10 protein-coding genes are annotated in these 12,029 nt (G+C 63.3%); 1 reads left to right on the top strand and 9 read right to left on the bottom strand.

Annotated elements, in window-relative coordinates; translation table 11 throughout:
• Positions 1-265: 265 nt before the first annotated feature.
• Complete coding sequence (locus G7048_RS22120) at positions 266-793, top strand: hypothetical protein (protein WP_166070207.1); 528 nt, start codon at positions 266-268, stop codon at positions 791-793.
• A gap of 13 nt (positions 794-806) precedes the next feature.
• Here G7048_RS22120 and G7048_RS22115 read toward each other — a convergent pair whose 3' ends face one another.
• From G7048_RS22115 to G7048_RS22075, 9 genes are all read right to left on the bottom strand, one after another.
• Complete coding sequence (locus tag G7048_RS22115) at positions 807-2,216, bottom strand: efflux transporter outer membrane subunit (protein WP_240933071.1); 1,410 nt, start codon at positions 2,214-2,216, stop codon at positions 807-809.
• A 6-nt stretch (positions 2,217-2,222) separates the two neighbouring features.
• The gene (locus G7048_RS22110) at positions 2,223-4,202 is read right to left on the bottom strand and encodes an ABC transporter permease (RefSeq protein WP_166070206.1); all 1,980 of its coding nucleotides are present in this window, start codon (positions 4,200-4,202) and stop codon (positions 2,223-2,225) included.
• Positions 4,196-5,371, bottom strand: coding sequence for an efflux RND transporter periplasmic adaptor subunit (locus tag G7048_RS22105; protein WP_166070205.1), 1,176 nt, complete (start codon positions 5,369-5,371; stop codon positions 4,196-4,198). Before G7048_RS22105 ends, G7048_RS22110 begins: the two co-directional genes overlap by 7 nt.
• Positions 5,372-5,436: 65 nt before the next feature.
• The gene (locus tag G7048_RS22100) at positions 5,437-5,781 is read right to left on the bottom strand and encodes a DUF3325 domain-containing protein (RefSeq protein WP_166070204.1); all 345 of its coding nucleotides are present in this window, start codon (positions 5,779-5,781) and stop codon (positions 5,437-5,439) included.
• On the bottom strand, positions 5,778-7,448 hold the full coding sequence (locus G7048_RS22095) for a PepSY domain-containing protein (RefSeq protein WP_166070203.1): 1,671 nt from the start codon (positions 7,446-7,448) through the stop codon (positions 5,778-5,780). The genes G7048_RS22100 and G7048_RS22095 overlap by 4 nt, the downstream gene beginning before the upstream one ends.
• 1 nt (position 7,449) lies before the next feature.
• A complete protein-coding gene (locus G7048_RS22090; protein ID WP_166070202.1) occupies positions 7,450-7,740 on the bottom strand; it encodes a hypothetical protein in 291 nt (96 codons plus the stop codon).
• 35 nt (positions 7,741-7,775) lie between these two features.
• Entirely contained in the window at positions 7,776-10,328 is a 2,553-nt protein-coding gene (locus G7048_RS22085) for a TonB-dependent receptor (protein WP_240933070.1), read from the bottom strand.
• An 82-nt stretch (positions 10,329-10,410) separates the two neighbouring features.
• On the bottom strand, positions 10,411-11,406 hold the full coding sequence (locus G7048_RS22080; protein ID WP_166070201.1) for a FecR family protein: 996 nt from the start codon (positions 11,404-11,406) through the stop codon (positions 10,411-10,413).
• Complete coding sequence (locus G7048_RS22075; protein ID WP_166070200.1) at positions 11,403-11,873, bottom strand: RNA polymerase sigma factor; 471 nt, start codon at positions 11,871-11,873, stop codon at positions 11,403-11,405. The genes G7048_RS22080 and G7048_RS22075 overlap by 4 nt, the downstream gene beginning before the upstream one ends.
• Positions 11,874-12,029: the final 156 nt, after the last annotated feature.

The following is a 12,029-nucleotide window of genomic DNA, read 5'->3' as shown; positions in this document are numbered from 1 at the left end:
CAGTGTCCAACGCTGGACTATGTTTTTGTGAGCATTCAAAGCAGTTCAAGGCTGACTCCCAGAGGATCCGGGGCAGCGACAGGCCAAATCCGAAAGTTGCAAATTTTACATTGTTAGCCAGTTAGTTAACAATTAAAAAGATCGGAATTTGGGATGACTGACAATGGTGGCTCGCTCCCGCCCCCGGTACTTGATCGCGCACGGCATTCGGACGCATTGAACCGGAGCTCGTCAGCAAGCAATTTTTTGATTCTGGAAAAGCGCCATGTTCAAGATGCTCTGTGGAATAGTCGCGATTCTCGGCATGCACTCGTGCGCATGGTCGGTCACGAAATGCACCGGCAATGGCAAGACCTGGTATCAGGACACGCCGTGCCCTGCTGACGCCACCAGTACACAGTTGGAGTTGGAAGCCAACCCTCCCACGCCGCCCCAATCCACCAGTTCCCCGACACGCCGCAACGCGCCGACCTCCTCCGCCGCAGCACCCGCCGCAACCGCAAGTGCACCAGTGGAAGAGACGCCCTCTTCCACACTCGAACGAGAGGCGCAGATGTGCTTTGGCTGGTACCAGACCAACTTTCCCATGGGCGAAGGAGCCACCTACGCGATCCGGGGCAAGAACCAACGCGTGCTGACCATCGTGATCTCCGTACCCTTCACATCGGTGAACATCGCCGGCGCTCCGACGACAGGAACGCAGGCGACGCCAGCCTCCTGCGAAATCAACAACGGCGTGCTGGACGACGGATGGACACGCACCCACGCAGGGCGCGGGCCGTGGCCACGCTGACAGCAAGCCGTCATCACAGCAAGTCCGAACGCTCCCCAAGCCACCCTCCCCCCAAGGCCTTGAACAAAGCCACCCGCGTCTGCAAGCTCGCGAGCTTGAGTTGCACGGCTTCATCCTGAGCCGCATACAGACTGCGCTGCGCATCCAGCAGCACCAGCAAGGTCTCCGCACCGGCTGCATGGCGGCGCTCGGCCAATGTCAGTGCGCGCTCTGCCTGCGCAAGCACTTCTCCTTGTGCGAGGTTTTGCGACTGCAATTGGTCCACGGCCTGCAGTGCGACGTCAGCATCTGCGAACGCGGCGACGATGGATTGGCGGTAGTTGGCGAGCAGTTCTTCGCGCTGCGCGTATGCAAGATCGGCACCGGCCTGGAGCCGGCCTGCGTTGAAGATGGGCGCGGCCAGATTGGCGGCCAGCGTGTAGAGCGGATGATCGAAGGCACTGCCCAGACTTCGGCCGCCCGCCGCGATGCCCGCGCTGAGCGTGAGGGAAGGCAGCATGGCGGCGCGGGCGGCGACGACATTGGCATGGGCAGCGGTAAGTTGCGCTTCTGCACGTGCGATGTCCGGGCGACGGGTAAGCAGTTGCGATGGCAAGCCTGCGGCGACCGGCGGCTCCGTCAATCGGCCCCACTCCGCCTGCGGAGATGGCGGCAGAACGGGCTCGCTCAACAGGACCGAGACTGTGCTTCGTGCCTGAGACATCTGCTGCTGCAACGCGGCGATGTTTCGGCGCTGCGATGCCACCAGACCACGCTGCTGCGCCAGTTCAAGCGCGGATGCGGAGCCCGCCTTGGCGCGCGACTCCAGCCAGCGCAGCAGTCGCTGTGCGTTGGCCAGATTGCGCTCGGCAATGCGTTGGCGCTCATGCAATGCCTGCGTCTGCAGCCATGCATCGGCCACGCGCGCGGCCATGCTGAGCTTCACAATGTCCCGGTCGAAAACGCTGGCCTGCCATTGCGCGAGCGCGGCATCGGACATGGCGCGGTTGCGTCCCCAGAAATCGACCTCATAACTGGCCGAAAAGCCCACTCCGAACTGGTTGCCGGAGACTGCTGCGTCTCCGCTGATCCGGGCTTGTCGATGGGCGTTGAGCGAAACACTCAGTTCTGGCAGCAACGCCGCTCCGGCCTGTCTTGCAAGCGCTTCGGACTGGCGCACGCGCGCGACCGCTGAGGCCACGTCGTTGCTGCGCTCCAATGCACGTTGGATCAGGGCATCGAGCTCGTTGCTGCCAAAGCCTCGCCACCATTCGTGCGACAGCGCGGCGTTCGATGATGGTGGTAGTGATGAGGTTGGGGCTTGCGTCCAGTTCTGCGGCAGGGTTGAGTCTGGCACTTTCAGATCGGCATTCTGCGTGGCGCAGGCGCTCAGCATCAGCAAGGCAGTGCATGCCAACGCCAATGGGTTGATTCGTGACTGCATCTTTGCTTACTCTCCCGTCAACGCGGCCACGGGGTCGAGCCGCGCCGCCGTGCGCGCTGGCATGTATCCGAACACCAGCCCTGTAGCCACCGCGCAGGCGAAAGCGCCCAGCATGGCCGATACCGAAAAGACCACCGGCACATTCGACACGATCAACACCGCACCCACCAAAAGGCCTGCGATCACGCCGACCGTTCCGCCGACCAGCGTGACGAGCACCGCCTCCGTCATGAACTGCCGAAGAATGTCGCGCTGACGCGCACCGGTCGCCACGCGAATGCCGATCTCGCGTGTGCGCTCCTTCACGGTCATGAGCATCACGTTCATCACGCCAATGCCGCCCACCACCAGCGACACCGCCGCAATCAGCCCCAGCATCACGCTCATGCTGCGCCGCGTCGCCATCTCGGCCTGGATGCGCGCGGCGGCGTTGCCGATGCCGAAATCCTCGCGACCATGGCGCGCAATCAGCAGCGTGCGAATCGCGGCTTCCGCCTCGTTCACCACTTCGGACGACATGGCCTGCATCACCACATAGTCGGGCTGCGTCTGCGTTTGATAGACCCGCGCACGACCCGCGCGATACGGGATGAAAACCATGTCGTCATAGTCCTGCGCGCCCGAATCCGCACCGCGCTCGGACATCACGCCAACCACCTCGAAGGGCGACGCGCCGATCAGCAACTGGCGACCCAGCGGATTGGGCGTATCGGGAAAGAAATGCTGGCGCGCCTTGTGTCCCAACACCACCAGCGGCGCGAGCGCGCGGTCTTCCGCCTCGGTATAGAAACGGCCCTGCTCCACCGGCCAATGGTGGACAGCAGGCATCTGCTCGCTTGAGGCGAACACGTAGATTTCCTTGTCCTTGCTTCCGTAGCGCACGGTCGTCGGATCGCCAATGACGGGCAGCACGTAGCGTATCTCGGGCAGCTCGCGCACCGCCTGCAGATCGGCCTCTGTGAGTTCACCCGATGGCCCGCCCGTTGCAGGCGGGCGGCTGCCCATGTACAGAATCGCGGTGCCCATGGTGCCCATGCGTTCAAGCACCTGGCGACGCGCGCCTTCGCCAATCGCCAGCATCACGATCACCGACGCTACACCAATCACGATGCCGAGCAGCGTGAGCCCCGTGCGCACGCGGTTGAGCCGCATGCCGCGCCAGGCAGTGCGTGCGGACTCGCGCAGGTCGTTCCAGAGCGTATTGGCCGCCGCATATTGCGCTTGCGATGGATCGAGCCGCAAGGGCTCGGCCTTGCTTTGGATGGGGACGCTGTGGTCCGCACTGTCCGCGAGAATGTTGCCATCGCGGATCTCCACCACGCGCCTGGCTTGCGACGCCACTTGATGATCGTGCGTGATCAGAATGATGGTGTGGCCCGCATCGGCCAACTCGTGCAGCAGCGCCATGACCTGCTCGCCGCTCTTGCTGTCGAGCGCACCTGTGGGCTCGTCGGCCAGGATGATGCGCCCGCCGTTCATCAGCGCTCGTGCGATCGACACGCGCTGCTGCTGCCCGCCCGAAAGCTGGTTGGGCCGCAGGTCGAGTTTGTCATTCAATCCCAAGCGCGTCAGCAATGCAGCCGCCCGCTGCGCGCGTTCATGCTCGGGCAAACCGGCATAGAGCGCGGGGACCTGCACGTTCTCGCTCGCCGATTCGGTGGGAATCAGGTGATAGCCCTGAAACACAAAACCAAACGCCTCGCGCCTCAGCCATGCCAGCTCATCGGAATCGAGCTGCGAAACATCGTGTCCCGCAAACCGGTACGAGCCGCTGCTTGCACGGTCCAGGCAGCCCAGCAGGTGCATCAGCGTGGACTTGCCCGATCCCGACTGACCGACGATGGCGACGAATTCGCCTGCGTGGATCTGCAGATCGATGCCGTGCAGCACCTCCACCTCGGGCTGTCCACCCGTGCCGCCGTAGCTTCTGCGAATGCCTTTCAGCTCGATCAGTGCGGGAGGCGTTTCGGCGTGAACCGTCACCATTGCAGCCATCGCAATCCACCGCCGGACTTGGCTTCCGAGGTGATGAGCCGATCACCTTCGCCCAGTCCTTCCAGCACCTCGACCTGATGGCGACTGCGTGCGCCCAAACGCAGCGTGCGGGACTGTGGCTGTTCGTTCGCATCGAGCACGCGTGCGGTCGTGGCATCGCCGATCACCGTCATGGCCGACAGGGGCGCAACGACCGCGTTCTCGGCCTTGGCGGTGATGAAAACCACCTGCGCCGTCATCTGCGGCATGAGCTCGCCGTCCGCGTTTTCCACATCGAACAGCGCCGTGTAGGTGACCGCCTTGCTGGCTGTGGCGGGTTTGGGGGCCGCACCAGCCTGTGCCTTGGCGACTTGCGGCGCGGGCAGCACCTGACGCACCTTGCCGTGCCAACGCCGCGCCTTGTCACCATCGTCCGCCCCGCCCAAGGTGGTGAAGTAAACAGGCAAGCCAGGTTGCACGCGGCGAATGTCGGCTTCGGAGACTTCGGTCCATACCGTCATGCCCGACAGGTCGGCGACGCGCAGCATGTCCGGTGTCTGATAAGTGGCGTTGAGCGTCTGCCCTTCGCGCGCATCAACCGACACGACCGTGCCCGCCATCGGCGCATAAATGCGCGTGTAGCCAAGCCGCGCCTCATCGGCCTTGAGCGTCGCTTGCGTCTGATCGATCTGCGCCTTGAACTGGTCGATGCGCGCGCTGGCCTGCGCATGAGCGGCCTCGGCCGTTTGCAGGTCTTCCAGCCGCGTGGCCTCTTCGGCCGTCAGTTGCCGTTGGCGCGCCAGTTGCTGATGTGCCAAGCGCTGCTGCGCCTGCTGCTCGGCCAATTGCGCGCGCAAATTGGCCAACTGCGCGCGGCCCGCATCAACGGTTGCGCGCTGCACGCTGGGGTCGATTTCCACCAGTAGATCGCCCCTCTTCACCACCGCGCCGGGCGCAACGAGCAAGCGCGTTATCTGACCCGACACCTGCGCACCCACATCCACATAACGCAGCGGCTGCAGCGTGCCGATGGCGGTCACCGTGGCTTCAATATGGCCGCGCTTCACCACTTCGGTCGTGTAGACCGTGTGCTCGCGCGTGCTCCACCAAAGTGCAGCGGCGCCAGCGCCCAGCAGCAACAAGCCACCCCAAAGCAAGACTCGTCCGCGTGCGTTCTTCATCGCCCCACTCCATAGGACGCCAGACGACGCTCAAACAACCATTCCATGCCAGACCCTGTACATACTCAAAACCAAACCAGTGAAACGACCGACGCAAGCAATGCCAACAGCACACCACGCAGCGTCCAACGCGCATTTGCGCCAATGCCTGCCACCGCGAGCAATGCGCCGGCAGACACAAATCCCAGCCATGCGACAAAACCCACGGTGGAGCCCCAAACCAGGATGCTCGGAACCGCAGATAACAGCAGCATGAAAGCCCCTGCCCCGCGCAACGATATGGCCCGCGAAGAGGCCATAGACCGCTTTCCGGTCAACTGTTCGTGATGCCGATCCATCGCAAAAGCGAGCGCCGTCATCCCGCCCCAAGCCAGCGCCAACACAACCAAGCCAGCATGCAACTCGGTCATTGGCTCACCTCGACGGCAACGGCTTTCGGCGATTTCAAACGTACCGACGCTGGCCGCATTTGCCAACGGATGGCCCAGGCAGCAAGCACACCAGTGATCACAGCAACCCCCTCCACGCCCGCGCTTTCCCAGTCGCCATGCAGCATCTGCGTCAACAACATTTCGCCGGTGGTCATCCAGTTCAACGCAGGCAAAAGCACGCACAACAAGGCCAACAAACCCAGTTGTTCACGCCATGCGGCCTTTGGCTGTCGGCACCACGCATGCAGCAGCGACAGCGCCCACAGCGCGAAGAACACACCGATCTCCCAGTCATCACGGTGCGCGATGCCGAGCGGCACCAGACGATTGGCCCAGAGATAGCCAATGCAGGCGACACCCAAACCCGCAATCGCCGCCACGTTCAGTCCCTCGATCAAACGGTAGACGCGCGCTGTCGATGCACCGAATTCGCCCAGATGTTTGTTCCGCCGCTTGACCATGAAGAGAATCGCGCCCGTGGCCATCATCGCGCTGCCCATCAGCCCGCAGGTGAAATACAGCCACTTCAGCGCCAACCCGCCAAACGGCACCATGTGCAAACCGCCCATCACCGATTGCGCGAGCGTGGCGTTGCCGCCATCGGTGGCACCGGGCAGCCGTACCTGCAGCACCTCGCCAGTGGCGGCCGAAAACATCGCCATGCCGCTGGTCGGGCTCAGTCGCTGCTTGCTGCTGGCTTCGTCGTTCCAGCCATAGACGCCAATGCGCGCCGCCGCATCGCCGGGATGATCGACCACCACGGCACGCACGGGCTGACCCATGAGTTGCTGGCCGCGCAGCACAAACGGCTCCAGATCTGGCACTGCCATGGGTTTGCCGCTGGGCGCGGGCTTGCCGGGTTCGTTCATTTCGGCGGAAAAGCGCTCCTTGTCAGCCGCCTGCGTGCCGTAATGCGCGGCAATGCCTGCGGGCATGAAGGTCGATGCGGAAATCGCCAGACCCGTGTACGCAATCATGAACTGGAATGGCAGCGTGAGCACCGCCACCGCGTTGTGCGCGTCCAGCCAACTGCGCTGGCCCTTCTTCGCGCGAAAGGTGAAAAAATCCTTGAAGATGCGCTTGTGCGTGATCACCCCGCTCACCAGCGCCACCAGCATGGCCAGCGCCGCAATGCCGACAATCCACAGCCCCACTGTCCCGGCATGCAGTTCGTAGTGGAAGGTGACGAAGTGGTGCCCGCCCTGCGTGCCACGCACCGGCGGTGCATTGGCAGGCTGAGACGGCGAGCCATCCGCCGTGCTCAACTGCGCTGCGGCGTATTGCCGGTTGCTGTCGAACCAGTAGACACGCAGATCGCCCGCACCTTGGGCATCGGCGGGCCACAGCTCCCACATCGAGGCCGAAAGGTGATGCTCGCGCATGTAGTCGATGCCCCAGGCAAGTCGCTGCGAGAGCGATGCCGTGGGTTGGGGCTTGCTGCGCTCAGCCGCTTCTTCGGCATGGTGCTCCGGCGTCATCCAGTGCGTGATGGGCTCCTCGAAAACCGCGAGCGTGCCGGTCAGAAACACCGCAAACAGCAGCCACGAGAACCACAGCCCGCACCAGGTGTGCAGCCATGAATGTGCCTGCCGAAAGCCGCCCGTGCCAGCGCCGGTCAGCGCCCCTTGTTCAGGTTTTTCGCTCATCTCAACCCCGCCACTGCATCAGCGCCCAGGTGGCCACGGACAACAGCGCGACAGGCACGACCAACCCCACCCACACGCGTGCAATCGAAACCGGCGAGAACGACCAAATGATCGCCGCCACATGGATCGCGAAGCTGATCTGCATGCCCGCCAGCACGGCTTCTGCCGCGGGCTGCGAAAGCGCACCGCAGAACACGATCCACGCGCTGGCAAGCAGGTAGCCACCGAGCACGGCAGCCACTAGTCGCTGAAAAAACGGCGCCGAGCGCTTGGCAGTTTTGGCTCCACTCATGAGCATCCGATCTCCATGTCCACCTCTCCCCGCGATCAGAAGTTGCCCTGCAGCGTGAACACCACGGCGCGCTTTTCGCCGTAGAAGTTGCCGTAACCGGCGTAGCCCACGGTGCTGTAGTACGTCTTGTCGAACAGGTTGGAGATGTTCATCGCCACGCTCCAGTCCTTGTTGATTTCGTAGCCGACGCGCGCGGACCAGATGGCATGGCCGGGTGCATTGAACTGGTAGGCGGTCCATGCACCGTCGTACTGGCCGCTGTCCGGGTTGTAGGCGTTGATGCCCGACTTGCGGAAGGTGCCGCTTTGCATGGTCACACCGGCCCCTGCACTCCAACCGCGCAGATCGCCGGAGAAGCGGTAGTTGCCCCAGGCCTTGAACAGATGGCGCGGCGTGATGGTCGCAAAACGCTCGTCGCCCGCGCGCTTGTCCACGTTGTCATTGAAGGTATAGCCCATCGCGACTTGCAGGTCGGGCGCGACCTGGCCGGTCAACTCCAGGTCGATGCCCTGACTGAGCTGATACCCGTCGCGGAACCAGCAACAGCCTCCACGCCATTCGGTGCTGGGATACGCGGGGTCCATGGCCGCTGCGCCCTTTTTCTCGGTGCGGAAGATCGCCGCGCTGCCCGCCAGCCCTTGCGCCAACTCGCCCTTCACGCCCAGTTCGTAGGTGCGACCGCGCACCGGATCGAGCGGCGTGCCGGGCAGCGGCGCAGAGAGCTTGTCCGCCTGCGACTTGAAGATTTCCGCCGTGCTGGCATAAACGCTGAAATCGCGCGACACATCCCAGATCACACCGGCATAGGGCACGAACACGTTGCCCTCGACCACCTTGGAGTTCAACGTGCCCGACTTGTCATGTTGCGTCGAGCGTTCCTGCAAGGTGTAGCGACCGCCGAGCACCACGGCAACGTTCTCGACCGGACGCATGCGCAGCGAGCCATAAAGGCCCGACCTCTGCGTGACCGTCTGCGAGCCATAGGCCCAGTCGGCCATGGGGTAACCGGGGTCCGCAGGTGGCGTGCGATTGAACACATCCGCCGAGCCGATGCGCGGCCACAGGCTGCGGCTGTAGTCGTTGGAATGCTGCGTGTCGAAGCCGAGGATCACATCGTGGCGCTGACCCAGTGCATCGAAGCCGCCCTGCACGTTCACATCGACACCGGTTTCACGCGACTTTGTCTTGACCTGATTGATCCACCAATCCGCACCCGATCCCGTGGTCGGCGATGGTGCATTTTCGATTTCGGCGGCGTTGATGCCCTCGTTGAACCGCGTGTGACGCACTTGCGCCTTGAGCTTCCAGCCAGCGGCCAACTGATGATCGAGCTTGGCGAACAGCGTCGTGTTCTCGCGATTGAGCCAGTTCCACGGCGCACCCATGTTGGTGTCACGCGCGAAACCGATGTCCGATCCATCCGCATAGCGCGGCAGACTGGAATTGAAGCCGGGATTCTTGTCGTTCTGGTAGCTCGCACCCAGCGTCACGACGGTCTCGGGTGCCAGGTCCATTTCCACCGTTCCGTACAGCAGACGACGCTTCTGGCGCGAAGGCTCGGCCATGTCGTCGCGGTTGTGCGTGACCACCACGGCGCGGCCACGCAGACTGCCCGATTCGTTGAGCGCACCGGTCGTGTCCAGCTCGGCGCGGTAGTTGTTCATGGTTCCGGCGGACACCAGCACCTTGGTCTTGCGCTCGGCCTGCGGGCGCTTGTAGGTGAAGTTGATCACGCCCCCCGCCTCGCCCGCGCCGAACAGTCCATCCGGTCCGCGCAGCAGGGCCACGCTGTCGAACTGCGCCATGTCCTGCGAACGTGCTCCCGAGCGCACCGAGGTCGTGGCGCTGCCGTCGTAGCGGAAATTGGTGATGTTCAGACCACGCGACTGGTAGGTCGTGTCCAGCCAATTTTCCTCGCGCGTCACGCCAGTCGTGTAGTTCATCACTTCATCGAGCGTGCGCATTGCCTGATCGTCCATGCGCTGGCGCGTGACGACGGTGACCGACTGCGGAATCTCGCGCAGCGATTGGGCCGCCTTGCCCACTTCCACGCTCTGCGGCGTGTAGCTGCGCTTGCCCTCGCTGTAGACGCTGGGCATGGCCGCTTCCGTCACGCGCACTTCTTCCAGAGAATCCACCTGACCGGCTGCGGGTGCTGGCCGCACGCGCTCGCTCGTTGGCGCAGGCGCGCGTTGCACGGTGACGGAGGCGCCCGTGGGAACAGCCACCAGTCCCGTTCCCGCGAGCGCCTTCTGCAAAGCCTCACCCAGTGTGCTCGCCCCCTGCTGCGCCGGTGCCGTACGACCTTCGACCAAGGCAGAGTCCACCGAAATCGACACACCCCACGTGCGTGCAAGCATGTTCAGCGTCTGCCCAAGCGGCTGCGCAGGCAGGCTCAGTTGGCGCGATGCGCTCATTGCCTCGCGTCCGGACTGAGCCTGAGCCATGCTTGGCAAACCAGCGCCCGCCATCGCCACCACACAGGCCAGCATGATGGCGTGCAGCGACGAGGCGGGCCGCGCTGGGTGCTCCTCCCCGTCGGAGCCGTTGCGGGAAAGGTCGAAATCTGATTTTTGCGGGCAGCTCATGAAGTGCGTTCCTTGGAGTGTTTTTCCACCTGAAGACGCACGAGTCGCCAAAAACCGGACAAAATTTTTTCAACTGTTTTTTTCAGCGCTGCACGATGGTCACCTGCCCCTGCACGGAACGCAGCACCTTCACCGGCAACGAACGCGGCAGCGCTTCGACAAACGTATCCGGATCGCGCACACGAAAGCTTCCGGTGAGCAACAGGCCCTCGCCACCTTCGAGTTGCATGGGCTTGGCCAGGTAGTCGTTCCAGCGCATGACGACTTCCTTGAGCGGCGTGCGATCAAACACCAGCCAGCCATCGCGCCATGCACCGATGTTGCTCGCATCGACCTCGCGCGTGCGGCTCAGTCCATCAGCATCCACGCGTACGCCCTGCCCGTCTTGCAACACCACATCCGGCTTCTCGGCAAAGCGATCGTGCTCGTCGTCGCGCATCCAGACCGCCACACGGCCATGCGCCACCGCCACCTTCATGCGCTCCTTGCGCGCATCGACGGTGAAGACCGTACCCAGCACGCGCACCCGACCCCAAGACGAAGTCACGATGAACGGCCGCTTTTCATCACGCGCCACATCAAAGCGAATCGCCCCCTGCGTCAATTGCACCTCGCGTCGGTCGCGGTACAGCACCACTTCCATGTGCGTGTTGGGGGTGAGATCGACATGCGTTCCGTCCGGCAGATTGTGAGAAACCATCTCGCCCACACCCGTGTTCAGCGCAATCGTCTGCAAGGGCTGCTGCCAATGCCAACGCGTCACGCAAGCGGTCGTCGCAACCACCGCTGCTAGGCCAAGCACCGACAGCACACGCCGCCGCGTTCGCTGATGACGCGCCTGCTGAGACAGCGGCATTTGCATGTCCGAGCGCAGATCGGACGCCTGCGTCGCGCGCCATCCCTGCGTCGCCGCCAAGGCCGCCGTTTCGTTCAAGGGATCTTTCGTGCGCCAGATCGCCAGCGCCTCCTTGGCGCGCGCAGAAGATTCCGCGCTGCCACCATGTTGACGGGCCAGCAGCAACAAGGCATGCTCCAGACGCTTGCGCGCAGCGGGTTCGTGAAAGTCGGCCAAGTTCATGCGACGGCCAAACCCATGCAATCGCACACCGCGCGTACCACATGCTTTTCGACTGCACCTTCGGAAATCTCCATGTGCTCGGCCGCTTCGGCATGGCTGAAACCATAGACGCGCACCAGCACGAACACCTCGCGCCGCTTGCGCGGCATGACGTTGAGCCGCGCGAGCAGCCGGTCCAGTTGCTGGCGGGCTTCGACCTCCTGCTGGGCCGACGGTGCATCATCCAGATGCACCAGCGACAACGTCTCCAGCACCGCCGTCTCGGCCTTGCGCCTGCGTGCCTCGTCGATCACGATGTTCTTGCCCGTGCGAAACAGCAGCGCCCGCAGATCGTTCACCACCGCCGAGCGCGCCTGCAAGCGCAGCACCCGCGCATAACTCTCCTGCACGACATCCCGCGCCGCATCCCGATCATTGAGCGAACGCGCGAAGAAATTGACAAGTTCTGCGTAGAAGTGCACCTGCACGACGAATCCCAAATGGCGGCCAGAAAAAGCAGCGCGCCATTCGGGAATCGTGCAAAGACGATCAGGCCCCTATGGCACAAAGGGATGATCATACATTAATGCGAATCACTCTTATTTCAAATTCAAAGAATTCTTGTTGTTCATGGACTGGAAACA

This window comes from Diaphorobacter sp. HDW4B, from assembly GCF_011305535.1.
Taxonomy (GTDB): Bacteria; Pseudomonadota; Gammaproteobacteria; order Burkholderiales; family Burkholderiaceae_C; genus Diaphorobacter_A.
Note: the sequence above shows the minus strand (reverse complement) of the source record. Positions and strands in the feature narration are given on the sequence as shown.

Excerpts from the sequence above, each read along its gene's own strand:
- G7048_RS22120 (WP_166070207.1), top strand. The coding sequence starts at position 266 with ATGTTCAAGATGCTCTGTGGAATAGTCGCGATTCTCGGCATGCACTCG.
- G7048_RS22095 (WP_166070203.1), bottom strand. The coding sequence starts at position 7,448 with ATGAGCGAAAAACCTGAACAAGGGGCGCTGACCGGCGCTGGCACGGGC.
- G7048_RS22110 (WP_166070206.1), bottom strand. The coding sequence starts at position 4,202 with ATGGTGACGGTTCACGCCGAAACGCCTCCCGCACTGATCGAGCTGAAA.
- G7048_RS22105 (WP_166070205.1), bottom strand. The coding sequence starts at position 5,371 with ATGAAGAACGCACGCGGACGAGTCTTGCTTTGGGGTGGCTTGTTGCTG.
- G7048_RS22085 (WP_240933070.1), bottom strand. The coding sequence starts at position 10,328 with ATGAGCTGCCCGCAAAAATCAGATTTCGACCTTTCCCGCAACGGCTCC.
- G7048_RS22115 (WP_240933071.1), bottom strand. The coding sequence starts at position 2,216 with ATGCAGTCACGAATCAACCCATTGGCGTTGGCATGCACTGCCTTGCTG.
- G7048_RS22100 (WP_166070204.1), bottom strand. The coding sequence starts at position 5,781 with ATGACCGAGTTGCATGCTGGCTTGGTTGTGTTGGCGCTGGCTTGGGGC.
- G7048_RS22080 (WP_166070201.1), bottom strand. The coding sequence starts at position 11,406 with ATGAACTTGGCCGACTTTCACGAACCCGCTGCGCGCAAGCGTCTGGAG.
- G7048_RS22090 (WP_166070202.1), bottom strand. The coding sequence starts at position 7,740 with ATGAGTGGAGCCAAAACTGCCAAGCGCTCGGCGCCGTTTTTTCAGCGA.